Origin of the sequence: Streptomyces sp. NPDC097595, from assembly GCF_044761525.1 — a bacterium.
GTDB lineage: Bacteria > Actinomycetota > Actinomycetes > Streptomycetales > Streptomycetaceae > Streptomyces > Streptomyces drozdowiczii_A.
Genome location: NZ_JBIWCN010000033.1, coordinates 15,439 through 40,153 on the forward strand (window position 1 = coordinate 15,439; position 24,715 = coordinate 40,153).

A 24,715-nucleotide genomic window follows, 5' to 3' on the forward strand; every position below is an offset into this window, starting at 1 on the left:
GGGTGTCTGATATCGGGGGGTGCGGCGGGACTCAGCCGAGCTTGAGGCTGCTGACGAAGAACCGCTGCGCCGCGAAGAAGAGGACGACGGTCGGCAGCGAGACCAGCAGGGCTCCGCCCAGGACGACCGGGGGCCCCACGTTGGAGTAGTTGCCCTGGAGTTCGGCGAGCGCGGCCATCACCGGGCGGATGTTGCGGCTCGTGGACAGGGTGATGCCGAAGAGCAGGTCGTTCCAGACGGCGACGAACTGGAAGACGAACGCGGCGATCATCGCGGACCGGGACAGCGGTACGTGGATCTGCCAGAACACCCGCCACCAGGAGGCGCCGTCGAGGCGCGCCGCCTCGATCACCTCCGGGGGCAGCGTCTGGGCGAAGTTGCGCATGATGAAGTACGCGAACGGGATCGCCACCGCCGCGTAGATGAGGAACAGCCCGAACTGCGCGTCGTACAAGCCGGTGTTGGCGTACGCGAGGAAGAGCGGTCGCAGGAAGACCTGGAGGGGCAGCAGCGTGCCCGAGTAGATCAGCCAGAACCACAGGGCCTTGCGCCTGACCGGCATGATCACCGTGGCGAACGCAGCGGTCGTGGCCACCACGATGGCCGCGGCCGAGCTGGTCACCGCGTACAGCAGGCTGTTGCCCATCGCGGGACCGAGCCTGGCCCGGGACCATGCCTCGGACATGTTGTCGAACAGACCGAACCCGCCGTGCGGCAGCCAGTGCGGCGCGCCGCCGTATTCGGCGGCCGGCACCAGTGCGTTGACCAGCAGCAGCCAGGTCGGTACGGCCCAGAGGAGCGAGACGAGCACCAGAACCGTGTTGCGGACGGCGGTGCCGGCGGAGACGCGGCGAAGGGACATGCTCAGGCGCCTTTCGGAGTGAGCTGGCGCCGCAGATACAGCCAGGAGGCCAGCAGCACGATGACGGTGAGGACGACGGCGACCGCCGCTCCGGCGCCGGGGCGCAGCGCGAGGAAGGTCTCCTGGTACATCGAGACGGCGAGCGTCTCGGAGCTGCGGCCCGGGCCGCCCTGGGTGAGGACCCAGATCAGGTCGAACGACTTCAGCCCGTTCACCAGACTGCTGCCGACGACGATCACGGACACGGTCCGCAGCTGCGGCAGGACCACGTACCAGAACTTGCGCAGCCCGTCGGCGCCGTCGAGCGACGCGGCCTCCAGGGTCTCCGGAGGGATGGTCTGCAGACCGACCAGGAAGAGGATCACGGCCACTCCGGTGGCCTGCCAGGTGTTGGCGACGATCATGACGAGGGTGTTCCCCGGCCACTCCAGCAGCCAGCCCTGGGCGAAGGACCCCAGCCCCAGCGCGTCGAGCGCCTGGTTGGCCGCCCCGTCCGTGGTCAGGAGGAAGTTCCAGACGACGGCCACGGCCGAGCCGGATATCGCGTACGGCAGGACCACCAGCAGCCGGGCGATCCGGGACCACCCGGAGCCGTTCGTCATCACCGCGATGCCGAGCCCCAGGACCAGCGGCAGGGCCACCGTGCCGACCACCCACATCAGGGTGTTCTCCACGGACTTCGCGAGGACCGGATCGCTGAAGAACAGCCCGTAGTTGGTGAACCAGGTGAAGCCGGAGACCCGGCCGTCGCTGAAGAAGCCGCGGTACAGCGTCACGATGAACGGCGCGAGCAGCAGGCCGCCGACGAGCAGGACGGCCGGGGCGAGGAATCCGGCCGAGGCGAACCGGTCCCTGAGCCCCCGCGAGGGCTTGCGGGCCGGGGGAGCGGGCGGGGCCGCGGGGCCGGTGGAGGTGCGACGCGTGTCGAGGGCGGATGTCATGACTCGTCCTTGTTCCACGCGGCCCACTCCTTGGTGGCACGGCTCGCCATACTGCGCAGCGTCGCCTCGGGCGACATGGCATGCGTCATGAAGGCTCCCAGGTCATCGGTGTTCCCCTGCATGAGATTGGGCGGTCCGGACTGGCCGTAGCGGGGCAGCTCGGTCCAGTGCTCGTCCAGCGCCCGCTTCCTGAGCCGGGCGAGCACCGGGTTGGACGTGACCGCCTTCGGGTTGGCCGAGCCGTCCTGGAGGAAGTCGGTCCACACCCGCTGGACCGAGGGGTGCAGCCAGTGGCCCGCGTTGGCCATCGCGGCGTCGTGCGAGACGGCCTTCTCCGGGACGGCGAGCACGCCCGCCTCGGTGATCACGGACCGCTTGGTGGAGGCGTCGACGGGAGGCAGGACGAAGGCGTCGAAGTCCTCACCCGGCTTCATGCCCGCCGCCGCCAGTCCCTGCGACTGCCAGGAACCGTGCAGGAACATGCCGACCTTGCCCGTCTTCAGCGCGGCCGGACCGTTGTTCTGGTCGAAGTCGGCCGGGGTCATCCAGCCCTTCTTCATGAAGTCCTGCCAGATCTGCATGGCCTTGTGCGCCTGCGGATCGGTGTACCGGGCCCGGCCTGCGATGAGATCCGCGTAGAAGACCGGGTCGACCTTGCTGATCAGCTCCTCGAACCACTCGTAGGCGGGCCAGTTTCCGCTCTGCGTGGCGACGAAGGGGACGACACCGGACTTCTTGAGCACCTCCGCGGTGTGCAGCAGCTCGTCCCAGGTCTCCGGCGCGCGCAGGCCGTGCTTGTCGAAGACGTGCGTGTTGTAGAAGAGCACGTAGTACGACTGGTAGAGGGGCATGCCGTACACCGCGCCCCGGTAGGACATCGAGTCGCGCAGGGACTTGGTCACCCAGCCCTTGCGCTCGTACGCGTCCCACAGCTGCGTCAGATCACTGAGGCTGCCCGTGCGGGCGAGCTGTTTGAGGTTGTAGCCCGCCTGCCACTTGATCAGGTCGGTCGCCTTGGTCGTCTGCAGCGAGATCTGCGTGACCTGGGTGTACGCGGTCGGGTTCGGGTTCGACAGCGGCCGCAGCGCGTAGCCGGTGAGCTTCTTCAGCTCGCGTCCGGCGGCCACGTAACCGTCGTCCCAGGTCGCGTTGTCGTTGGCCAGGGACGTCGTCCCCGGCTTCGCGGCGGTGCTGTCGCCCCGTGCGCAGCCGCCGGCCAGCGCGGCGGCCGCGCCGGCCCCGAGGCCGGCCAGCACGGTGCGCCGGCGGAGCGGGTGAGACGACCGCTCTGTCGTCTCGCCGGTGGATCTCATGGGCTCACTTCCCTCTGGACCCCGGCGGGGAATGCCTGGGCTCCGGTATGCGGTGGGGAGACCACCGAAGGCGCGTACGGCGTGCGTCGTCGCCATCCGGGTTGCGAGGATGTTAACGACACCATGTGGCCGAAACAAGGGGTTCTCTCGGGGAACCCAGAAAAAGACCTGTCAGAGCAGGTTTTGGTGGGTCGATTCGATGGCCACCTTGTTCGGCCAGGGGTGTTATCGATACCATGCGGATGCTCGCCGGTCCCTTACTCAGGAGCTTCTGTGCACCAGCCCCGTCCCTATGAACGCAACCCCCGGTACGCCGTCACCGGCGGCACCGTCGTCACCGGCTGGGCCGCCGCGGTCGCGGACGTGCCCACGACGCCGGTCGTCCTGGCCCTGGACGGCCCCGCCGCACTCGACTGGGAAGCGACGGCCGGTGCCCTCGCCGCAGCCCTGCGCGCACGAGGCATGGAGGTCACGCTGTGCGATGTGCGCGCCCTGTGGTCGGCCGACGCGGTCCAGCGGCTCTGCGTGCCCGACGCGGACGCCGACCCGTTCTTCCTGCCGCTCGCCGGGTTCTCCATGGACGACCTGTTCGAGACACCTCCCGTCCAGCCGCGTCCGGCCGACGGCGTCCTGCTCGTCTTCGGCCCCGGCGCCGCGCTCAGCGAGCCCGACCTGCTGTGGTGGGCCGACCTGCCCAAGCGGTACGCGGAAGAGGCCGTCACCCGCGCCGAACTGCCCCTCGGCGCCAACCTGGGCCGCCCCGGCACCCCCGGTGAGCTGCGCAGCCTCTTCTACACCGACTGGCCCGTCGGCGACCGCCACCGCGACCGCCTGGCCCCCCGCATCGACCGCTGGATCGACCTCCAGGGCGCACACGCCCCGGCCTCGCTGGACGGCGCGGCGGTACGGGCCACCCTCGCCGCCCTGGCCTCGGGCCCCGTCCGCAGCCGGCCCTTCTTCAACTCCACCCCGTGGGGCGGTCAGTGGGCCGCCCGGGAGCTCGGCTTCGAACCCCGCCACGGCAACACGGCCCTCGGCTACGAGCTGATCGCCCCCGAAGCCGGAGTCCTCGTCGGCCAGGACGAGACGGCCCAGGTGGAACTGCCCTTCCAGCTGCTGTGCGAACTCCACCCCGAGACGTTCCTCGGCCCGGACGTCCACCGCCGCTTCGGCACCTCCTTCCCGATCCGCTTCGACTACCTCGACACCGTGGGCGGCGGCAACCTCTCCCTGCACCTGCACCCCCGGGAGCAGTACATGCGGGAGACCTTCGGGTGGCCCTACACCCAGCACGAGACCTACTACGTCACCGCGTGCGACCCCGGTGCCCAGGTCTACCTCGGTCTGCGGGACAGTACGGACGTGACAGTCATGCGCGAGGAGGTCGAGGCGGCCGCGGCCGAGGGAACCCCGCTGCGCGTCGAGGACCACGTGATGACGCACCAGTCCGAGAGCGGGCAGCTCTACATGATCCCGGCCGGCACCCCGCACGCCTCCGGCGAGGGCAACCTGGTCCTGGAGATCAGCGCCACCCCCTACCTCTACTCCCTGCGCTTCTACGACTGGCTGCGCAAGGGCGTCTCCGGAGCGCCGAGGCCCCTCTCCTCCGCCCACGCCTTCGCCAACCTCGACACCGCGCGCCGGGGCGACGACGTCCTCAAGGAGCTCGTGCAGGAGCCGAGGACCCTGCGCGAGGGCCGGGCCTGGCGCGAGGAGGTCATCGGGGCACTGCCCGAGATGTTCTACGCGGTGCACCGCTTCGTGATCGAGGGCCCCGGGCCCGCCGAGGACGACACCGCGGGCCGCTTCCACATCCTCAACGTCTCCTCGGGCGGGGGTGTCGTCGTGGAGACCGACCGGGGGGACCGGCACCACCTGGCCTTCGCCGAGACCCTCACCATCCCGGCCGGCGTGGGCGGTTACCGGCTGCACCCCGTCGGAAGCGAACCGGTGCACGTGGTGAAGTCCCTGGTGGCCCCGGCATGAGCCACGTCCCCGTACTGGAGATCGGCGGCACCCACGTGACGGCCGCCGTCATCGACACCACGTCCGCGCTGCCGGCGCCCCTGACCGTGGTCCGGGAGCCGGTCCCCGCCGACGCACCCGCCGGGGAGCTCCTCGACGCCATCGCCGCCGTAGGTTCCCGGGCCGAGGTCCCGGCGGGCGCCCACTGGGGCGTCGCGATACCCGGCCCCTTCGACTACGAAACCGGGGTCGGCCGCTTCCGCGGCATCGGCAAGTTCGAGTCTCTGCACGGCGTCGACGTCGGAGCGGAACTGCTCCTCCGGCTCCCCGGAGCCCCCCGCCGCATCAGCTTCGTCAACGACGCGGACGCCTTCGCCCTGGGCGAGTACCGGGCGGGCGCGGCGGCAGGGCGGCGCCGGGTCCTGTGCGTCACCCTCGGAACGGGCGTCGGCTCCTCGTTCCTGGACGATGGGCGGCCCGTGACCGAAGGACCCGACGTACCGCCCGGCGGCCGCGCCCACCGGCTCACCGTCGACGGGCTTCCCCTGGAGGAGGTGGTCTCGCGCCGGGCCATCCGCAGGTTCCACGCCACCGCCGCGGCCCTGCCCGGAGACGGCCCCCTGCCCGACGTGCACGAGATCGCCGGCGCGGCCCGGGCCGGCGACGGGCCCGCCCTGCACACGATCAGGCACTGCTTCGGCGCCCTGGGGCGGGCCCTCGCGCCCTGGTGCGAGCGGTTCCGGCCGGACCTGATGGTCGTCGGCGGATCGATGGCCGGCTCCTGGGACCTGCTCGGGCCCGCGGTGCGCGACGGCATCGCAGCATGCGCACCGGGGGCCGCGCCCCCGGCCGTCACGGCGCGGCACCCGGCCGACGCGCCCCTCATCGGCGCCGCGCACTGGACCCTGCGCGGGGCCGCCGTCGCTCCCCGGGCACGGACCTAGAATGACCGCGTCACCGACCCACGGGCCAGTCCACCGATCCGCAGGAGAACCGCACATGGCACAGCACCGCGCGGGCGACAACGGCGCCCCCACGATGCGCGACGTGGCCGCGAGCGCCGGTGTCAGTGCCATGACCGTCTCCCGCGTGCTCAAGGACGACGCCCGGGTCAGCGGCACCACCCGGGAACGTGTACTGGCCGCCGTCGAGGCGCTGGGCTACCGGCGCAACGAGACGGCACGCAGCCTGCGCCTGGGCGGCAGCGGGATGATCGGCCTCGTCGTCACCAACCTCGCCAACCCGTTCTACTCCCGCCTCGCCCTGGGCGTGCAGGAGGTGGCCTCCGAACACGGCCTGCGGGTCCTGCTCAGCAACACCGCCGAGCAGGTCGACAAGGAGCGCGGTCTCGTCGAGGACCTGACCGCCCGTCAGGTCGACGGCATGATCGTCGTCCCGGCCGGCAGCAGCCACCGGCACCTCGCTCCCGGGGCGCTGCGCGGAATGCCGATCGTCCTGGCCTCCAGGCCGCCGGCCGGAATGGACGCCGACTGCGTCCTGGTCGACGACTTCGGCGGTGCCGAGCAGGCCGTCGGGCAGCTGATCGCGGACGGCCACCGCCGCATCGGCTTCCTCGGCAACCCGCCCGCCCTGTACACCGGAGCGGAGCGGTTCCGCGGCTACTGGGCAGCCCACGAAGCGGCCGGGATCGAACCCGCCGAGTCCCACGTACGGCGCGGCCTCACCGACGTACCCACCGCCGAGGCCGCCGCACGCGCGCTCCTCGGCGCCGACGACGCGCCGACCGCCCTCTTCTGCACCAACAACCGGCTGACGCAGGGCGCCATCCGCGCCGTGCACGGCCTCGGCCGCCCGGTCGCGCTCGCCGGCTTCGACGACTTCGACCTGGCCGACGTCCTCGGCCTGCCCCTGACGATCGTGTCGTACGACGCGGACGAGATCGGCCGACGAGCCGGACAGATGCTCATCGACCGCATCAACGGCGCGTCCGCCGAGCCGATCCCGGCCCGCAGGACCGTCGTACCCACCCGCGTCATCCGCTACGGGACACGCTGACCCGGACTTCCTCGCCATCTCCACGGCACCGGTCTGCCCTCCTGCCCCGCCCTCCCCCTACCGGAGCACCCATGCACCACGACCGAACCGTCACCGAACGACGGCTGGCCCGCGTCCTCGACCTGCGCCTGAGGCCCGCCGTATACCGCGAGAGCCTTCCTCTCGACATCGCCGTCCGGCCGGTCACGGGCGAACCCGTGCCCGTGTCCGAAGGAATCGGCGCGCGTTACGAACCCGTGCGCACGGGTGCCCTGTGGGGGCCCGCCTGGTCCACCACCTGGTTCCGGATCAGCGGTTCCGTTCCCGCCGCATGGGCCGGGCGGCAGGTCGAAGCGGTCCTCGACCTCGGCTTCGGCGCCACCCAGCCGGGCTTCTCCGCCGAGGGCCTCGTGTACCGTCCCGACGGCAGCCCGGTCAAGGCACTCAACCCCCGCAACGCGTGGCTGCCGATCACCGAACGCGCCGAGGGCGGAGAGGAGTTCGTCTACTACATCGAAGCGGCGGCCAACCCGGTCATCTTCGACTCGGGAAGCGGCGAAGACCCCTTCGTCCCCACCCGGGCCGGCGGAGCTCCCCCGTGGCTGGGCGGCGAGACCGCACCGGACACACCGCTCTACCGCCTGAACCGGATGGACCTCGCCGTCTTCGACCCCACGGTCTGGGAACTCGTACAGGACCTGGACGTCCTCTCCGGGCTGATGCACCAGCTGCCCGAGGACTCCACCCGGCGCTGGCAGTTGACGCACGCCGTGGACCGCGCGCTGGACGCGATCGATCTCCAGGACATCGGGGGAACGGCCGCACGCGCGCGCGAGGTGCTCGCCCCGTCACTCGCGTCCCCCGCGCACGCCGGAGCGCACCGCGTCTCCGCCGTGGGCCACGCGCACATCGACACCGCCTGGCTCTGGCCCGTACGGGAGACCGTCCGCAAGGCGGCCAGGACCGTCTCCAACGTCACCGCCCTGATGGACGACCACCCCGGGTTCCGCTTCGTCATGTCCCAGGCCCAGCAGCTCGCCTGGCTCAAGGAGCAGCGGCCCGAGGTGTTCGCCCGCGTCGTGGAGAAGGTGAGCACCGGGCAGTTCATACCCACGGGCAGCCTCTGGATCGAACCCGACACCAACCTCTCCGGTGGCGAGTCACTGGTACGCCAGTTCGTCCACGGCAAGCGCTTCTACCTGGAGGAATTCGGGGTCGAGACCGAGGACATGTGGCTGCCCGACACCTTCGGGTACAACGCCGCCCTGCCCCAGATCATGAAGCTGGCCGGCATCAAGTGGTTCCTCACCCAGAAGATCTCCTGGAACGCGACGAACCCCTTCCCGCACCACACCTTCTGGTGGGAGGGCATCGACGGCACCCGTATCTTCAGCCACTTCCCGCCCGTCGACTCCTACAACGGGGACCTCTCGGGCGCCGACATCGGACACACCGAGCGCAACTTCAGGGACAAGGGCGCCGCCAACCGCTCACTCGTCCCCTTCGGGTACGGGGACGGCGGTGGTGGCCCCACCCGCGAGATGCTGGCCCGGGCCCACAGGCTGGAGAACCTGGAGGGCTCGGCCCGCGTCGAGATGGAGAGCCCCGAGGAGTTCTTCACCAAGGCACAGGCGGAGTACCCGGACGCACCCGTGTGGTCGGGCGAGCTGTACCTGGAACTGCACCGCGGCACACTCACCAGCCAACTCGCCACCAAGCAGGGCAACCGGCGCAGCGAACACCTGCTCAAGGAAGCCGAGTTGTGGTCCGCGACAGCGGCACTGCGCACCGGCCTGCCCTACCCGTACGAACTGCTCGACCGGGTGTGGAAGACGGTCCTGCTCCACCAGTTCCACGACATCCTGCCCGGCACCTCGATCGCCTGGGTGCACCGGGAGGCCGAGACCGTGTACGCCGAGACCGCCCGGGAGCTCGGCGAGGTCATCGACTCCGCGCAACGCGCCCTCGCGGCATCCGGCGCGGAGGGTACGGCCCGCGAAACCGTGTTCAACGCCGCACCGCACACCCGCGACGGCATCCCCGCGCTCGGTGCGTCCCCGCGGGCGCGGGCCGCCCGGCCGGTCGAACCCCACCCCGCCCAGGGCGGCGGATTCGTGCTGGACAACGGCCTCGTACGGATCACGGTGGACACCCGCGGCCTGATCACCTCCGCATACGACCTGACCGCCGGACGCGAGGCGCTCGCTCCCGGCACGGTCGGAAACCTCCTCCAACTGCACCAGGACTTCCCGAACCAGTGGGACGCCTGGGACGTCGACGCCTTCTACCGCAACACCGTGCGGGACCTGACCGACGCGGACGAGGTCGTCGCCGTCCCCGGAGGCATCCGAGTGGTACGAGGCTTCAACGCCTCCCGCATCACCCAGGTACTGCGCCTGGAGGAGAACAGCCGCCGGCTGGACGTCGAGACCGACGTCGACTGGCGGGAGTGCGAGAAGATCCTCAAGGCGGCCTTCCCGCTCGACATCAGGGCGGCGGAGTCCAGCGCGGAGATCCCCTTCGGGCACGTCCGGCGTCCCACGCACACCAACACCTCCTGGGACAGCGCCCGCTTCGAGGTCTGCGCCCACCGCTATCTGCACGTCGAGGAACCCGGCTGGGGTGCGGCCCTCGTGAACGACTCCAGCTACGGCCACGACGTCACGAGGGACATCCGCCCCGACGGCGGAACCACCACGACCGTACGCCTCTCCCTCCTGCGCGCCCCGCTCTTCCCGGACCCCGACTGCGACCGCGGCGAACACCGCCTGCGCTACGGACTGGTCATCGGCGCCGGTCTGCGGGACGCGGTCCGCGAGGGCTACCGCTTCAACGTCCCCGAGCGCGTGGTGTCCGGGGGAGCGCCCGTCGAACCGCTCGTCCGGGCATCCGGTGGTGATGTCGTCATCGAGGCGGTCAAGCTCGCCGACGACCGCTCGGGCCGTGTCATCGTCCGCCTCTACGAAGCCGCGGGCGGCCGCGCGCGGACGACGCTCAGGACCGGATTTCCCCTCGTCGGCGCGCGGATCACGGATCTGCTGGAACGGGAACTGACGGATGAGCCCGCGCCGGCCGTCGACGGCCAGGACATCCACCTGACCTTGCGCCCGTTCCAGATCCTGACCCTCTGTCTGACCCCGGGCGTCTGACGGCTGGGGACGGTGCCGCACGAGATCGTTAGGATCCCGCCATGGAAATCGAACCCGGGATCGAAGCCCTCATCGAGGAACTGGACACCGGCGACTCGGCACGCATGGCCGAGGCGGTGGAGGGGCTGGCGGCCCACGGAGAGCACGCACTGCCGGGGTTGCTGGGCGGGGTGGGTGCCGACTACGCGGCCCCGCGTCTCAAGGCATACGGAGAGGTGCTGGGCCGCATCGGGCCGCCGGCCTTCGACGCCGTTCTCGCCGCGTCGAGGACGGAGGAGCTGAACAGCTGGTTCACACCCCGGCTGTTCCGCGTCTTCGACGAGCGCTGCGCCGGGCGGTACGCGGCGCTGGCGCTCGAACCCGACGTCCACCTGTCCCGCTACGGCTTCGAAGGGCTGCTCAAGCTGCGCACCGACTCCGAGGCCGGAGTGCGGGCGCTGGTGGCCCTGGCCGCCCGAGGCGGCGACTTCTACGGTGCGCCCGGGGAGTACATCCGCCTCATGTGGGATTCGTTCGCGCCGCGCCTGCGGGAGCTGTGCCGGGACCCGGCTTCCTCCCGGCCGGTACGGCGGGGCGCGCTCGGCCTCCTGATCGAGGGCGGCGGCCTGGACGCGCTCGACGCACGCGACCGCGTGCTGGTGGAACGGCTGCTCCGGGTGACGCTCCCGGGCAGCGTCCGCGCGGTGCCCGACACCCAGCTCAGCGCCTGGTGGCTGGCCGTGCCCGGGGAGACGTACGAGGGCGTCTTCGAAGCGCTGGGCCTGCACGATCCGCGCCCGGTGCCGGTGCAGACGGGTGTGACTGCCGCGATGTGCGAGGAGATACGGAGCCCGAGCCCGAAGGACCCGTCCCGCGGCATCAGCCGGGCCTTCGTGACACCGGAACTGGACGGCTGGCGCCTGGTGTTCGGCCAGTTCCGCCAGCTCGTCGGCTACGACGACTGGAACGACATGGTCGCGACGGTGGAGCGGGTCAGCGCCGCGTGCGGCCGGGCCCAACTCTTCTACGTGGACGACGCCGGCGGCGCGGACATCTGGTTCGCCGCCGAGGACGGCCGGATGGTCCGGCAGTACGCGGCCGAGGGCGGCTGGGACGACGACGAGGACGACGACGAGGACCCCGACGACATCACGGGCGGCGTCCGCGACGCGTGCGGAGACCTGTCGGTCGACCTGGACCTGGTGGGTGTCCTCGACACGGTCGTACGCGGCCACGGCTGGCTGGCGGTCACCGCACCGGACATGGGACACGGGCAGTTCCCGGGCCTGCTGCCGGTCTGACCCCCCGCTGAGCGGCAACGGGGGAGACGCTGCCGCTCAGCGACGACGGCAAGACGGTGGTCGCCTGCTTCCGCCGAGCCGCTCAGGCACGGCGGGAGCAGGCCGGCCGTCAGTACAGCCCGGTGTAACTGCTCCAGCCACTCGTGCCGATGGTCGCCGGGCCGGACAGGGTTCCCGTGCCGGTGCCGCTGAAGCGGTACAGCTTGCCGCTGCTGTCGCGGGCCACGATGTCGGCGCGGCCGTCACCCGTGAGGTCACCCGCGCCCACGACCGTGGTGTAGGCGGAACCCCAGTCCGACGCGACCTTCGTGCGCGCGGTGACGGCACCGGCGGCCTTGCCGTAATAGCGCCAGAGCGCACCGGACTTGTCGACCGCGAGCAGGTCACCCCTGCCGTCGCCGTTCAGGTCGCCGGCTCCGACGATCTTCGTGTAGAGCCGCCAGTCCGTCCCGATTCGGACCCGGGTGGTGAGCTTGTGCGTCGAGGTCCCCGCGTAGAAGTACATGTCGCCGGTGGTCGTCTGGCGTGCCACCAGGTCACTGATCCCGTCACCGTCGACATCGCCCGGTGAGGTGATGACGTCGTACTGCGCCCAGCCGGAGCCGATGAGTGTGGACGGGGACGACGCCGACACGATGCCGTCGCAGCCGGGCCGGTAGGCGCGCAGTTCGTTCCCCTGCCGTACGAGCACGTCGTTGCAGCGGTCACCGTTCGTGTCGCCGAAGGGGACGAGGAGCGTGCCCCCGGGGAACCGGTCGCCCACCGCCTCCTGCCTGGCCCGCAGCCCACCGGTCCCGTTGCCCTGGTACGAGTACACGAGGCCGGAGGAGTTCAGGGCCAGCAGCTCTCCGATACCGTCGTCGCCGACGAGGTCCCGCCACACCGGCTGGGCGTCGATCAGGGCCACCGTGCCGGTGACATTCAGAGAGCCGCCCTGCCCGTCCGCCGGAGTGACGGAGAGGGACCAGCCGTAACGCCCGTTCGGCAAAAACGCGTCACCGGCGCGGGACGGGTCGTTCCCGTGCCACCCCACGTCCAGCGCGCCGCGCGCGGCGCCGCCCCGTACGGTGTCGACGGTCTCGCCCGTGATCCTGCTGCGCACGGTCAGGGTCCAGCCGGCGGACGGCTTGGAGAGGAGGAGGCTCGTGAGCGCCCCCGGGGCGGCGTCGAGCGTTGTCGCATGGACGCTGCCGGCGTTCTCGGCGGGCCCCAGCAGACGCAGGGGCTGCGCGGGCACCCCCGAGGGGACGAGGTGGATCCGCTCCTGCGCATCCACGTACGCGGCATTGCCGCCGGCCTCGTCCACGGTCCAGCGGACATCGCGCTGCGAGACGCCGGTGTCGGGCAGTGTGCCGATGACCCGGCCGACCGCTTCGCCGTCCGTGACGGTGGTGAGGGTCAGCTGTCCGGTCGCTCGGTCGTGCGTGACCACGAAGCCGTCGCCGAGCCGTGCCTCTCCCGAGGGCACCGGCACCGACTTCTTCGCGGTGCGGTCGTAGACACCCGCGCCACCGTCGGGGCCGCAGTTCCAGTACAGCCAGCGTCCGGCGGACTGCAGCTCCTGCGGCACGCAGCCCGCGTCCGTGGTGAGGGTGGCCGTCGCCTTCTTCGTGGACAGGTTGAAGCCTGCCACGCTGCCCGGGGCGGTGCCGGCGCTCAGCAGCACGTCACCGTCGAGCGCGGCCGCGCCCTTGGGGCGGGTCACCGAGGTACCGGAGCCGCCCAGATGGTAGACGTAACTCTGCGTGCTGTCCGTGTAGATGACGTAGCCGCCGGACACGTCCGTGACGTGGCCACCGGCCGGCACCGGCCGGTCGTCGAGACCGCTCGGACCGGGGCCGAAGGCCCAGAGCCGGTCGTAGCCCGATGTTCCGTCGCGTTCCAGCCAGACGATCCGGCCGTCGGCCGTGCCCTGGATCGCCGAGCAGCCGGCATCCTGGACCGGACAGGAGGAGATGAGGACACCCGAACCGGTGAAGGAGGAGCGGTCGCCGAACTCGGGGGTGCCGGACGCGGCGACGGTGCGCAGGTAGTCGTCCCGCCGCCCACTGCTGGAGTCGGTCACGACAAGCCTGCCCTGCTCCAGGGACAGGCCCTGAACCTTCGCGACGGGCCTGATCAGCCGCTTGACCGTGACGACCGAGGGCGGGCCCTGGCCGGCGCCGGGAACCAGACGCTGGATGCCGTAGTCGCCCTCGGCGGTCGCACGGCCCACCACCAGCGCGTGACCCCCTGGCGCCGAGGAGAGACCGGAACTCGACGTGGAGATGACCGGGACGCTCGCCCCGCCGGCGATCGGCTTCGCCTGGATCGCCAGACCACAGCGGTAGACCACCCACTCACCGACCACGGCCAGGTCGTCGGCGGGGTTCACACCACCACAGCCCACGGTCAGTTCGGCCGGGTCGGCCGACAGGTCGTCGCGGGGAAGGACCAGCACCGTCGGGGTACTGGGGAAGAACAGGACGACGTGGTCCCCGGTCACCCGGGCCAGGTCGTTGTTGATGGGGACCGGCTGGGTCCAGCTCTCCACCTCGCCGGTCTCCCGGTCCACGGACACCATGCGATACGTGTCGTTCCACTGGCCGAAGAAGAACAGGCTGGTGGCGTCCGCGCCGCGTGTCGCGCCCAGCTTCATCCCGGCAGGCATCCCGGTGACCGTGACGTCACGTGTGGTGCCGTCGGGCCCCGGGGTGAGCAGGTGATTGACGCGGGTGGACGATCCGTCATCCGCGGTCGCGGCGGCGAACGAGACGACCGTAGTGCCGTACACGTTCAACATCTGCTGCCCGGAGGGAACGCGGACGGTCTGCGTGGTGTCCTCGGACGCGTCCCACAGATTGATCCGGCCGTCCTGGTAGACGTAGGCGAGGACATCGCTGCCCGTTCCCGTCTGCCTGACGGCCGTGGTGTCCGCGGGTGCTTCGGTCGACACTCCGTCCGCGTAGCGCGTCCAGACCAGGCCCTTGTGGCCCTCCAGCAGGTGAAAGACACCCTGCGCCCCGGCCCCGTCCGCCCCCGACTGCGTGTCGCTGTTGTAGAGCGACGCCGACTCGTACGTATTGCGCTGCGCGGCCGGTACGACGGTCTCCTGCGGGGTTTCCGCTGCCGCCGCCGAAGCCGACAGGGGACCCGCCCCCGTCGCGAGGCCCAACACGACCATCAATGCCGCACACGCTCCGGCCCATCGCGGGCGCACGACACCACATCGACTCATCCTGAAGACCCTCCCCAGGCCCATGAAGCGGTGCGCCGCCGACGAAGTCGACTTGGCCCCCCGGCCGATGCCGCACCCTCAGAAGCGCACACTCTATAGCCGCCCACCGAGGGCGGCATCGGCACCCCCATCACGGGCCCAGGGGCGCATCGCACCTGGTCAGAGGAAGGTGCGATGCCCAGGCCCCACGGGAAGCCCCCCGCCGCCGGCGCCACAACGGGGGGCGGCCCTCTCGGCCCGTGAGCGCGCACGCCGCCTCACGACCAGGACCTGAGACCCCGCGGGGAACCCGCGTTCACCTACGGAAGGACGATGTCGCGGCCGTCCCCGCCGTCGAGGGTGTCCTTCCCGGTGCCGCCGCAGACGAAGTCGTCGCCGCCCTCGCCGTGCACCACATCGTCGCCGGAGCCGCCGAGGAGGATGTCCCGGCCGTCCCCGCCCATGACGTGGTCGTCGCCGGGGCCCGCGTACACGATGTCGTCCCCCTCGTAGCCCTCGATCATGTCGTCGCCGGGGCCGCCCCACATCCGCTGGTTGTCGCTGTCGCCCATCAGGTGGTCCATGCCCTCGCCGCCGTAGAGGGTGGCGGGCCCCATGACCATGTCGTCCCCGGCATCACCCAGCACCGTGCGGGCGGTGTGGGCGTGCAGTACGTCGTCCCCCGGCCCGCCGCTGACGGTGTTCATTCCGGGATCGAAGGCGGCGATCGTGTCGTCGCCGTCGCCGAGGAACACGTCGATCCTGTCGGGCCGTGCGCTGTCGGCGGGCAGTTCGCAGACGACGACGGTGGGGTCCTCGGGGCTGGAGTACGCGCAGTGCTCGCCCGGTTCCAGCGGGACCGCGTCCCTGAATCCGATCCGGCGGATCCCGTCGCTCGTGTACATCGGATAGATGTTGAGGTCGTTGGTCTGCCCCGCGGCGGCGGTGAAGACGATCGACTGCTTCTCCCAGTCGGCCCCGACGCGTGCCTTCGCCCCGGTGACAGGGGCGGCGACGGAGCCGGCGGCGGCAGGGCCGACGGTGAGACCGGCGGATAACAGGGTCACTGCGAGGGCGCTGACGGCGGCTCGGTTGCGGTTCATGAGTCCTCATCTCAAGGGGCGGCGTCGGGGCGGGTGGTGAAGGCAGTCTCCCGTGCCCGCCCGAATCCGCAAGAGCGCGAACCGGCGCGCTGTCACAGGGCCCGGCTCGTGGTCGACTCGGTTTGTTTCATTGACATGTCCCGCGAAAGTCGTACCGTTGGGAGCGCTCCCACGACAGCTTTGCCACTGGAAGGAGTTCCCCCCACATGCGCAACAAGAGTCCGTTAACCGGGCGTTCGAGGTCGTACCTCCGTCGGCCCCTCCAGTCCCTCGTCATGCTGTTCGCCGTCGTCGTCGGCGCCTTGGCCTGGTCGGCCCCGGCCCAGGCCCACGGCACGATCGTCGACCCCGCGAGCCGCGCGTACAAGTGCTGGGAGACATGGGGCAGCAACCACATGGACCCGGCCATGCAGACGCAGGACCCCATGTGCTGGCAGGCGTGGCAGGCCAACAGCGACACCATGTGGAACTGGATGAGCGCGCTACGCGATGGTCTCGGCGGTCAGTTCGAGTCAAAGACCCCCGACGGGACGCTGTGCAGCAACAACCTGTCCCGGAACGCCAGCCTGGACAAGCCCGGGGCCTGGAAGACCACGACGGTCGGTGACAACTTCTCGGTGCATCTGCGCGACCAGGCGTCCCACGGTGCCGACTACTTCAAGGTCTACGTGAGCAAGCAGGGCTTCGACCCCGAGACCCAGACCCTGGGCTGGGGCAACCTCGACTTCATCACGCAGACCGGCCGCTATGCGCCGGCGCAGGACATCACGTTCCCCGTCCAGACCTCCGGCTACAGCGGACACCACGTCATGTTCGTGATCTGGCAGGCATCGCACCTCGACCAGGCGTACATGTGGTGCAGTGACGTGAACTTCGGCTGAGCCGAGGAGTGCCGCACCGGGCCCCGTCGGAGCAGGGACACCCTGCCCGACGGGGCTTCCCGCTCAGTACACCGTGTCCTGCTGATCCGGTACGACGCTGCCGTCGCCACGCCGCACGGGGGCGAGGGTGCCGTCCGGTTCGGTGTAGGCGGCGGTCGAGCAGGGGTAGGCCGCGGTCCTGCGGGGCAGCGGCTCGATGAACATGGGGTTCACGACCCAGCGCCCGTCGGCGTTGTCGTAGGCGCGGCACATCAGCTCGTTCTTGTTGCGGTTGAGCACCAGGTGCGCGCCCGTGGCATCGCCGACGAACGTCACATCGGTGTCGGCGTCACCGCCGCCGAGCGCGATCCGCCGGTGGGGAGCCTGCTGGTTCCAGGCGGCCCGGCCCTTGATCCCGAAGATCTCCTGGTTGATCCAGCAGCGCTTGCCGTCGATGTACGGGATGGCCTCGCCCTTGGTGACGCCCACGCCGCCGCAGCCCTCGTTGCTGGTCGTGATGCGGCCCTTGCGGTCGAGCACGGACCGGATGGCGACGGTGTGCGCACGGTCGATACCGATGCCGCGCGACCACACCTCGGTGACCGGCTCGGAACCCGCCGAGACGATCCAGACGTCGAATCCGGCCTTCTGGAGCGTCCGGACGAGGTCGCGTTGCTGTTCGTAGTACCGCACATAGGCGGGCAGGGTGTGGGTGCCGACGGTACGGGTCGCGCCGACCGGCGCGGCGAGGGCCTCCGCGCGCGCCGCCTCGGTGTACGCACGCAGCTCGGGGACGGTGTGTCCGGCGAACAGCTGCGGCACCCACGCGTACTGCGGCACGGTACGCCGGTGGTTCCACTTCCCGGCGAAGGCGGCCTCGCCGCTCATCGTGTGGCCGTCCTCACGGATCTGGAGGATCTCGTCGGCGCAGCGGGCGTTGGTGGAGGTGGGCAGGGGCGCCCCCACCTTCACCTCGGTTCCGCAGGCATCGGTGAGGGCCTTGCTCGCGGTGCCGGTCAGCCACGTGCTGGTGTCCTTCCAGCTGGCGGGCCGAAGGATCTTGTCGTGGCGCAGGGACCAGCTGATGGTGGCGTCGGTGACGTCGTTCTTGGTGATGGTGTTGTCCCAGTCGAACGCCGCGACCGGGCGCGGTCCACCTCTGCCGTGGCAGGTGCCGCGCTCGTCGATCATGCGCTGGAGCCGGGCCCGGTTGCTGCCGTACCAGGGAAGATCGTCGGAGAGCTGAGGGCAGCGGGCCGTCGTCGGCGTCACGGCCATGGGGCCGGCCGGTGCGGCCGACACGGGGCCGGCTGCGGCTGCGACCGCGAATGCGGCCGTCACGGCCGAGGTCCACGCGAGAACAAGTCGGGTACGCATGCGAGTGGACCGTACATCAATGTTTCGGCGATGTAGAGAGGGCACGCACGCGGCGCCGTCCGCGTCCCTGAGGGGACGCGGACGGCGCCGACGCGCGGGTGTCGGGTCAGCGCTTGGCGGCTCCCTTCGTGGGGCTGCCCGTGAAGGTGAACTGCGAGCCCGGCTCGACGAGCAGATCGCCGTCGCGCGAGTTCGAGATCGTCACGTTGGAGAGGGTCGCCTCACCGCGGGCCCCGCTCATCGCGAGGATGCCCGAGCCGTTGTTCGACTTGTCGATGCGTACGTCGGAGATCTTCGTCCCGGTGTACTGGCCGCCGCCCGTCTTGAACTGGATGCCGTCGTACGTCGAGTCGAGGATGTCGGTGTCGCGGATGGTGACGCCGGGGATGCTGGTCGCCTGCGCGAAGAGCGTGATGGCGCCGAACTCCTGGTCCTCGTTCCAGAACGCCCCGCCCGTGCGGTTCAGCGTGTTGCCCGCGATGAGCGTCTGGCCGCTGAAGGGGATCGGGTCGTGGTCGGTGGCGAGCATGATGCCCGGGTAGTTCATCGTGTCGGAGACGACGTTGTTCTCGATGGTGTTCCCGAAGCCGCCGTAGATCGCGATCCCGTTGGCCCGCCAGGGCAGTTGAATCGTGTTGTTGCGGAAGTGGTTGTTGGAGCCGACGTCGACCGAGGTGTCCTTGACGTACTTGCTCGACCAGACGGCGAGCGAGTCGTCGCCGGTGTTGCGGAAGGACGAGTTGTAGACGGTCGAGTTACGGGTGCCGTTGGTGAAGTTGATGCCGTCCGCGTACGTGTCGCGGATGCGCATCCCGCTGAACTCCAGGCCGTCGCCCGGCCCCCACAGCTCGGGGATGTTGGAGTAGTCGCGGCCGACCCAGACACCCACGTTGGCGTGCTCGATCCACACGTTGGAGATCTTGGTGTTCTTACCCAGGCGCCCGTTGATGCCGACGCCGCCCTCGGCGTTGCCGTCACCGCCGCGGATCCGTCCGGAGCCGAAGATGGCCAGGTCGGAGATCTGCGTGTTGTCGTCGATGTCGAAGCCGAAGTTGCCCTCGTGCGGGTGGTTGATGCCGCCGGCGTCCTGCGGCTGGGTGAGGGTGTAGAGCTGTGAGTACCACATGCCGGCGCCCACGATCTTCACGTTCTTGATGCCGACCTGGTTGTACTGACCGCGGTGCTGCGGGTCGGGGGTGAGGATCTTCTGCTCCTGGCGCCACTGCCCGGCGGGGATCCAGACGCAGGAGATCTGCCCGGCCTGGTCCGCCATGACGGCGCGCTGGAGAGCGTCGGTGTCGTCGATGCCGTCGTTGGGGACGGCACCGTACTCGGTGATCGAGGTGCACTCGGAGGGCTTCGTCTTCGCCGGGGCGACCTGCTCCAGGTCCACGAGGTCCACGATGTAGAAGGCCGCGGAGTCCCCGGCGTCACGCTGCAACCGGAACTTGGTGCCCACCGGGTAGGTCTGGGCGAGCAGCGCGCTCGACTCGTCGAAGAGGCGCCGCGCGTCCCCGCCCGGGGTGTTGGTCAGGCCCTCGGGGTCGTCGGTCGAGCCGTAGAGCCACGAGTGCTTCGAGGAGAGGTCGAGCTTGCGGACGAACTTCCCGTCCGCGTAGAGGCTGAGCGTCGCGGCCTGCCCGCCGCCCCCGGCGGCGTCCGGGATGGAGTTGCGCACCACGATCGAGTTGGTCGGGTTCGTGGAGGTGAACTCGACGTACTCACCGGTGTTGTCGAGCCGCACCGACTTGCGCCCGCTGGACTCGGTGGCGAAGTTGGTGTGGCCGAAGGTGCGCTTGGCGTCGCTGGTGAGGAGCTTGCCGGTGTACGTGCCGTTCTCGGCCTCGTACTCGGTGTACGGCACGGCGGCGCCCCGGCCCACGACGATCGAGCGGGCGAAGGTGTTGTTGTTCTCGTCGGTCTCGGCGACGGTGTTCGTCGCGTCGGCGCTCGCGCTGAGCGTCGCACCGCCGTTCGTCGCGGTCCAGGTGCCGGAGATCGGTACCTGCACGGAGGCGCCCGCCGCGACGGCGGGGGTGGTGCCGTTGAGCGTGGTCGTCCCGGCCGTCAGCCGGGTGACGGTACCCGCCGCGACGGCGCTCGTGCCGCGGTTCTTCACGGTGACGGTGAAGCTGACGCTCGCCCCGCTCGCCGGGCTCTCCGGGTTGGTGGCGATGCCGGTGACCTGGAGGTCGGGTCCGGGGCTCTGCGCGACGACGAGCGGCGTGGCGCCCGCCCGGCTGTTGTTGCTGTCGTCCTGCTCGACGACGGTGTTGTTCGGGTCAACGGCGGCGGAGACCGCGTACGAGCCCTGCGGGTGCTTGCCGGTGTCCACCGTGACGGTCGCCGAGGCGCCGGCGGCGAGCGCGCCGACGGCGGCGGTGCCCGCGACCGTACCGTCCAGGCTGACGGCGACGGTGGTGGCCGGGGAGGCGGCCGTGCCGGCGTTGCGGACGGTGGCCTTGACGCCCACCGCGTCCTTCTCGGACGGGGAGGCGGGCGTCCAGCTCAGGTCGGTGAGCGTGAGATCGGGGTTGGGCGCGGCGGTGCCGACGACCTCGATCTCGGCGATCTGACCGCCGGGCGCACCGGAGTTGGCGCTGAGCGCGAGCCGGAGGTCGGCGGCGCGGCCGGAGACCGGGATGGTCACGGTGTTCTTGTTCCCGGCCGGGCTGAAGTCGTAGTTCGCGCGTGCCTTGAGCGTGGTGAAGGCGGAGGCGTTCTGGCCGCGGCCGCTCACCTCGATCGCCTGCGTCCGGGCGCCCCATGCGGTGTCGGGGTTGAGCTTGACGACGACGGCGGACAGCTCCGCGTCGGCGCCGAGCTTCACGGTGAGCTGCCCCGGCAGTCCGGCGGACTCCCAGTACGTGTTCACGTCGCCGTCGTTGGCGTTGGCCGGGACGAAGGTGTGGACGTAGCCGTTGGCCTCGACGGGCTTGCCCTTGGCGAGGTTGGTGCCGGTGGGCGGAGTGCCCGGGTCACCGGGGTCGCCCGGGTCGCTTCCGCCGCCCGCACCGCGGACCTCCAGCTCGGAGAGCTGCGCGGCCTGCCAGCCGGTGTTGGCGGTGACCTGCACCCGCACGTACCGGACGTCGGCGGCGCTGAAGCCGATGGTCACGGCGCCGGCGGCGGCCGGGGTGAAGGTGCGCTCGGCGGAGCCGGAGAGGGTGCTCCAGGTGTCGCCGTCGGTGCTGCCCTGCACGCTGAGCGTCTCGTCGCGCGCCTCCCACGTCGTGGGGAGCTTGAGGGTCACCTCGTCGACGGACGTCTTGGCGCCGAGGTCGACACGGACCCACTGCGGGAAGGAGCCGGCGGGACCCTCCCAGTAGCTGGCCTGGTTCCCGTCGGTGACGTTGCCCGCGCCGTACTCGCCGTTGGCGCCGCCGGCGGTGGCCGGGCGGCCCAGGGCGAGGTTGGGCCCGGCGGCTTGGGACCCGGCGGCGTGCGCCGTGGCGGGGAGGAGCCCGAGGGGGATCAGACAGGCCGCGAGCAGCCCGGTGACCAGCCGTCGGACGGATGACTTCCGTCTCATGCTGTCCTCTGTTCGGAAGGAGTGGGGAGAGGGCCGAGGTGGGGTGAAGCCCCGCGTTCAGAAGAGGTGTTGATTGATTTTTGAGTGAACTAGTCAAGGTTTTGCGGTTGCTTGGAGATAGATTTCTGACAGGTTAAAGATTTGTCAACGGTTCTGACTGGGTTGTGACACTCAGTGGTCGGGTATGACGCACTACGCGGCAAACGGAACGGGGCTCAAGGCGTCACCCGGCTGCCGGGCACCCGGGTTCGCCGGTCCATGTGCCGTCTGCCGCAAGGGGGTTCGGGAGGGGCGTGAGTCCGAGAAGCCCCGTGGTCGCCTCGGTCGCCAGGCGTTGCCACTGGCGGGCGCGGCGGATCATGGTGTGGCCTCCGTACGGCATGCGAAGGCCGTACGCACGCGCTCCGGCGGCCTGCGCGCGGGTGAGGTAGGACCAGGTGTCCCCGGCCCGGGTGATGCGGTCGCTCTCGTCGTGGAAGGCGATCACCGTGCGACCTCCGAGATGGGAGGCGGACTCGCCCGGCGGGCACCAGGGGGCCAGCGCGATCACGCCCCTCACCTGCGGATCGGCGGCCGCACGGAGAGCCGCCCGGGCTCCCATGGAGTGGCCGACGAGCACCACGGGGACGGGGCCGGCGACCTCGTACAGCTCGCTCAGCGCGCGGCGGGTGTCCGCGACGGGATGGGCGTGGTGGCCGTTCCAGCCGCGGTGGCGGTAACGGACATGGCCCACGAGTACGTCCTCGTGGGCCACCGCTCGCCGGATGCTCGTGGCGAAGGGCTTCATGCGGAGCGCGGGGAGGTTGAGCGCCGCAGGGGGTTCCAGCGCGTCGGCGCGCCCGCCGTGGAGCAGAAGAACCGCGGCCCGGGCGCGCCGCACGGAGCGGCGACCGCCGACGAGCGCGAGAAATGCGATATCGGCGGTGCCGTTCGAGTGATCGGGGAGTGACATCATCCGGTCCCAACGCGTCAGAGGTGGTGCACCCGTGATTCGTTGCCGCGTGGGATTCGGATGGGTCGTGCTCGCCGCCGATGGCCGCCCGGCGTGCGGGCCCCCGTCGCGTTCCGCGGTCAGAGTGTGTGGAACTCCCGCCTCAGCTCGGTGAATCCGCGCTCCACGCGGCTGGGATGGACGCGGTTGGTGAGCAGGATCGCGTAGCGCCCGGCCGCAGGGTCGAGCCACAGGCTCGTGCCGGTGAATCCCGTGTGACCGTACGAACCCGGGCCGAAGGTGCCGCCCACCGGGGAGTCGGTCGAATCCTGCCCCTGCCAGGCCAGGGCGCGGCGCAGGTTGAGGTGGTCCGTGCGCGGAGTGGTCATCAGCGTGAGGGTGTCCGGCTCCAGCAGCGGGGGGCCGCCGCCCAGCAGGGCGAGCGCGAGGCGTTCCAGGTCCGCGAGCGTGGAGAAGAGGCCCGCGTGTCCGGCGACACCACCGAGTACCACCGCGTTCTCGTCGTGCACCTCGCCGACCACGGTCCGGCCGCGCCAGGGGCAGGCTTCCGTGGCCACCGCACGCCCCCGCTGGGCGGGCGCCGGCCGGAAGCAGGTGTCGGTGAGGCCGAGAGGTGCGCACACGAGCTCGCTCATCAGCTCGTCCAGGCCCCGGCCTGTGGCCTGTTCGGCGATGAGGCCGAGCAGGATGAACCCCTGGGACGAGTACGTGACCCGGGTGCCGGGCGCGGCGGTGCGCGGCAGCGTGCCCAGCGCGGTCAGCAGGGACTCACGGGTCGGGTGGTCGCGGTAGAGCGGTACCCCGCCCGGCAGCCCCGAGGTGTGGTCGAGGAGTTGGGCGATCGTACGGGGGGCGTGCGGGCTGTCCGCGTAGCGGGCCAGATGCTGTCCGACGGTGTCGTCGAGGCGGAGGTCGCCCCGGTCGACCAGTGCCATGACGACCAGGCCCGCCAGCGGTTTGGTCACGGACGCGAGGTCCCACAGGTCGTTGCCGTCCAGCAGGGGTCCCCCCTGTGCGCGGGTGCCCGTCCAGCCGTGGTCCCACGGGCCGTCCGCGCCGCCGAGCGACCAGGCGGCACCGGAGTAGAGGCCGCGCTCCCGCCCGTCCTCCAGCAGCCGGCGCCGGGCGGCCGCCCGGGCCTCGGGGGTCACCGCGCCGCTCGGGCCGGGAGCAGTCCCTCGCGCGCCGGCGGGCGTCGGGCCGTTCGGGCCGGAGGCGGTCCCTCGCGCCCCGGCGGGCGTCGCCGAGTTCCTGTCCGCGCTCACCGGGACTCCTCCGCCCCGCCGCTTCCAGCGGCCCCCGCACCGGGATCCGTATCGCGGTCGGGGCCCGGCACCAGTCCGAGCCGTGCGCCGGGCTGCGCGGCCAGGCCCGCCGAGACCGCGGCGGCGGCCGAGCGGACCATCGGCCCGTACAGCCGCGCCGCCGCCTCGTCGAGCGTGAAGGCGAGACCGCTCAGCACGAGGGCCCCCACCGCGCGGCCGCTCGCATCGCGCACCGGGGATGCGAGTGCGCGGCGGTCGAGCCAGGCGTCGGTGCCGTCGAAGGCGTAGCCGTCCCGGGCCGCCGCGGTCAGGATCGCGCGGGTCACCTCGTCGGCGGGTGCACCGTCGGGGCTTGCGGACAGCGGTTCGCGCTCCGCGTCCGGCAGGGCGGCCAGCAGGGCGAGGCCCGCCGCCCCCGAGGTCAGCGGTTCGCGGAAGCCGGGGCTGAGGCCGAGGCCGAAGTCCTGCGCCGGAGCGCGGACGTCCAGATGGATGACGGTGCGGTCGTCGCGGACCACGTACGAAGCGAACAGCCCTGTGCGCACGCGGAGTTCGTCCAGAACCGGCCCGACCCTGCGCAGCGCGGCGTCGTCGGCGAGCACACCCGCGGCCAGGCCGAGGAGCCGGGGTCCCGGCCGGTAGCTGCCCCCCGGGCCCGGCTCGGCGTAACCCGACGCGGCGAGCGCGCGGAGCAGTCGGTGCACGGTCGGCTTGGCCAGTCCCGTACTCCGGGCGAGGTCCGCGAGGCGGTGCGGGGCGCCCGCCCCGGCGAGGGCCGTCAGGACTTCCATCGCCTTGTCCACCGGGCCGGGCGCGGGCGGTGCGATATCCGCTCGGGAAGCGCCGACGGGCAGCGCGGCGGAGGTCTGCTTCTGCGAACGACTGTTGACCGGTTTCCCCATGTGGCCTACCTTACCCGAACTGC

At 71.2% G+C, this 24,715-nt stretch carries 16 protein-coding genes; 6 read left to right on the plus strand and 10 right to left on the minus strand.

The genetic code is table 11. The features are described from left to right. Positions 1-31 precede the first annotated feature (31 nt). From ACIQZN_RS34185 to ACIQZN_RS34195, 3 genes are read right to left on the minus strand one after another with little or no spacing between them, the layout of a single operon-like run. Complete coding sequence (locus ACIQZN_RS34185; protein WP_404002483.1) at positions 32-862, minus strand: carbohydrate ABC transporter permease; 831 nt, start codon at positions 860-862, stop codon at positions 32-34. 2 nt (positions 863-864) lie between these two features. Continuing rightward, a complete protein-coding gene (locus ACIQZN_RS34190) occupies positions 865-1,803 on the minus strand; it encodes a carbohydrate ABC transporter permease (RefSeq protein ID WP_404002485.1) in 939 nt (312 codons plus the stop codon). Next, positions 1,800-3,116 (minus strand): ABC transporter substrate-binding protein, encoded by a 1,317-nt coding sequence (locus ACIQZN_RS34195; protein ID WP_404002487.1) that lies wholly within the window; start codon positions 3,114-3,116, stop codon positions 1,800-1,802. Before ACIQZN_RS34195 ends, ACIQZN_RS34190 begins: the two co-directional genes overlap by 4 nt. A gap of 273 nt (positions 3,117-3,389) precedes the next feature. Between ACIQZN_RS34195 and ACIQZN_RS34200 the strand changes: the two genes are divergently transcribed. From ACIQZN_RS34200 to ACIQZN_RS34220, 5 genes are all read left to right on the plus strand, one after another. Beyond that, on the plus strand, positions 3,390-5,102 hold the full coding sequence (locus tag ACIQZN_RS34200; RefSeq protein WP_404002489.1) for a class I mannose-6-phosphate isomerase: 1,713 nt from the start codon (positions 3,390-3,392) through the stop codon (positions 5,100-5,102). Then, entirely contained in the window at positions 5,099-6,025 is a 927-nt protein-coding gene (locus ACIQZN_RS34205; protein WP_404002491.1) for an ROK family protein, read from the plus strand. The genes ACIQZN_RS34200 and ACIQZN_RS34205 overlap by 4 nt, the downstream gene beginning before the upstream one ends. A 55-nt stretch (positions 6,026-6,080) precedes the next feature. After that, positions 6,081-7,097 (plus strand): LacI family DNA-binding transcriptional regulator, encoded by a 1,017-nt coding sequence (locus tag ACIQZN_RS34210; protein WP_404002492.1) that lies wholly within the window; start codon positions 6,081-6,083, stop codon positions 7,095-7,097. A gap of 71 nt (positions 7,098-7,168) precedes the next feature. Then, positions 7,169-10,225 carry an alpha-mannosidase gene (locus ACIQZN_RS34215; RefSeq protein WP_404002494.1) on the plus strand — a complete coding sequence of 1,019 codons (3,057 nt, stop codon included), beginning with the start codon at positions 7,169-7,171 and terminating at the stop codon, positions 10,223-10,225. Positions 10,226-10,266: 41 nt separating this feature from the next. Continuing rightward, positions 10,267-11,505, plus strand: a complete 1,239-nt coding sequence (locus tag ACIQZN_RS34220) for a hypothetical protein (protein ID WP_404002496.1) — start codon at positions 10,267-10,269, stop codon at positions 11,503-11,505. A 109-nt stretch (positions 11,506-11,614) separates the two neighbouring features. On the opposite strand, the gene ACIQZN_RS34225 is transcribed toward ACIQZN_RS34220, so the two are convergent. After that, positions 11,615-14,668: an FG-GAP-like repeat-containing protein gene (locus ACIQZN_RS34225; RefSeq protein WP_404002498.1), complete on the minus strand. Its 3,054-nt coding sequence runs from the start codon at positions 14,666-14,668 to the stop codon at positions 11,615-11,617. Positions 14,669-15,021: 353 nt separating this feature from the next. Beyond that, the gene (locus ACIQZN_RS34230; RefSeq protein ID WP_404002500.1) at positions 15,022-15,804 is read right to left on the minus strand and encodes a calcium-binding protein; all 783 of its coding nucleotides are present in this window, start codon (positions 15,802-15,804) and stop codon (positions 15,022-15,024) included. 275 nt (positions 15,805-16,079) lie between these two features. On the opposite strand from ACIQZN_RS34230, the gene ACIQZN_RS34235 reads away from it, so the two are divergent. Continuing rightward, the gene (locus ACIQZN_RS34235; protein WP_404002502.1) at positions 16,080-16,685 is read left to right on the plus strand and encodes a lytic polysaccharide monooxygenase; all 606 of its coding nucleotides are present in this window, start codon (positions 16,080-16,082) and stop codon (positions 16,683-16,685) included. Positions 16,686-16,748: 63 nt separating this feature from the next. Here ACIQZN_RS34235 and ACIQZN_RS34240 read toward each other — a convergent pair whose 3' ends face one another. The 5 genes from ACIQZN_RS34240 to ACIQZN_RS34260 all read right to left on the minus strand — a co-directional run bounded on the left by ACIQZN_RS34240 (position 16,749) and on the right by ACIQZN_RS34260 (position 24,692). Continuing rightward, a complete protein-coding gene (locus ACIQZN_RS34240) occupies positions 16,749-18,041 on the minus strand; it encodes a haloacid dehalogenase-like hydrolase (protein WP_404002504.1) in 1,293 nt (430 codons plus the stop codon). Positions 18,042-18,147: 106 nt separating this feature from the next. Continuing rightward, complete coding sequence (locus ACIQZN_RS34245; protein ID WP_404002506.1) at positions 18,148-21,573, minus strand: CARDB domain-containing protein; 3,426 nt, start codon at positions 21,571-21,573, stop codon at positions 18,148-18,150. 223 nt (positions 21,574-21,796) lie between these two features. Continuing rightward, entirely contained in the window at positions 21,797-22,525 is a 729-nt protein-coding gene (locus tag ACIQZN_RS34250) for an alpha/beta fold hydrolase (protein WP_404002508.1), read from the minus strand. Positions 22,526-22,644: 119 nt separating this feature from the next. Further along, a complete protein-coding gene (locus ACIQZN_RS34255) occupies positions 22,645-23,676 on the minus strand; it encodes a serine hydrolase domain-containing protein (protein WP_404002565.1) in 1,032 nt (343 codons plus the stop codon). 110 nt (positions 23,677-23,786) lie between these two features. Further along, the gene (locus ACIQZN_RS34260) at positions 23,787-24,692 is read right to left on the minus strand and encodes an IclR family transcriptional regulator (RefSeq protein WP_404002510.1); all 906 of its coding nucleotides are present in this window, start codon (positions 24,690-24,692) and stop codon (positions 23,787-23,789) included. Positions 24,693-24,715 lie beyond the last annotated feature (23 nt).

Bases quoted from the DNA above. Each gene is read 5' to 3' on its own strand.
- ACIQZN_RS34225 (WP_404002498.1), bottom strand. From the start codon at position 14,668: ATGGTCGTGTTGGGCCTCGCGACGGGGGCGGGTCCCCTGTCGGCTTCG.
- ACIQZN_RS34215 (WP_404002494.1), top strand. From the start codon at position 7,169: ATGCACCACGACCGAACCGTCACCGAACGACGGCTGGCCCGCGTCCTC.
- ACIQZN_RS34245 (WP_404002506.1), bottom strand. From the start codon at position 21,573: ATGAGACGGAAGTCATCCGTCCGACGGCTGGTCACCGGGCTGCTCGCG.
- ACIQZN_RS34235 (WP_404002502.1), top strand. From the start codon at position 16,080: ATGCTGTTCGCCGTCGTCGTCGGCGCCTTGGCCTGGTCGGCCCCGGCC.
- ACIQZN_RS34210 (WP_404002492.1), top strand. From the start codon at position 6,081: ATGGCACAGCACCGCGCGGGCGACAACGGCGCCCCCACGATGCGCGAC.
- ACIQZN_RS34195 (WP_404002487.1), bottom strand. From the start codon at position 3,116: ATGAGATCCACCGGCGAGACGACAGAGCGGTCGTCTCACCCGCTCCGC.
- ACIQZN_RS34190 (WP_404002485.1), bottom strand. From the start codon at position 1,803: ATGACATCCGCCCTCGACACGCGTCGCACCTCCACCGGCCCCGCGGCC.
- ACIQZN_RS34185 (WP_404002483.1), bottom strand. From the start codon at position 862: ATGTCCCTTCGCCGCGTCTCCGCCGGCACCGCCGTCCGCAACACGGTT.
- ACIQZN_RS34230 (WP_404002500.1), bottom strand. From the start codon at position 15,804: ATGAACCGCAACCGAGCCGCCGTCAGCGCCCTCGCAGTGACCCTGTTA.
- ACIQZN_RS34260 (WP_404002510.1), bottom strand. From the start codon at position 24,692: ATGGGGAAACCGGTCAACAGTCGTTCGCAGAAGCAGACCTCCGCCGCG.
- ACIQZN_RS34205 (WP_404002491.1), top strand. From the start codon at position 5,099: ATGAGCCACGTCCCCGTACTGGAGATCGGCGGCACCCACGTGACGGCC.
- ACIQZN_RS34250 (WP_404002508.1), bottom strand. From the start codon at position 22,525: ATGTCACTCCCCGATCACTCGAACGGCACCGCCGATATCGCATTTCTC.
- ACIQZN_RS34220 (WP_404002496.1), top strand. From the start codon at position 10,267: ATGGAAATCGAACCCGGGATCGAAGCCCTCATCGAGGAACTGGACACC.
- ACIQZN_RS34240 (WP_404002504.1), bottom strand. From the start codon at position 18,041: ATGCGTACCCGACTTGTTCTCGCGTGGACCTCGGCCGTGACGGCCGCA.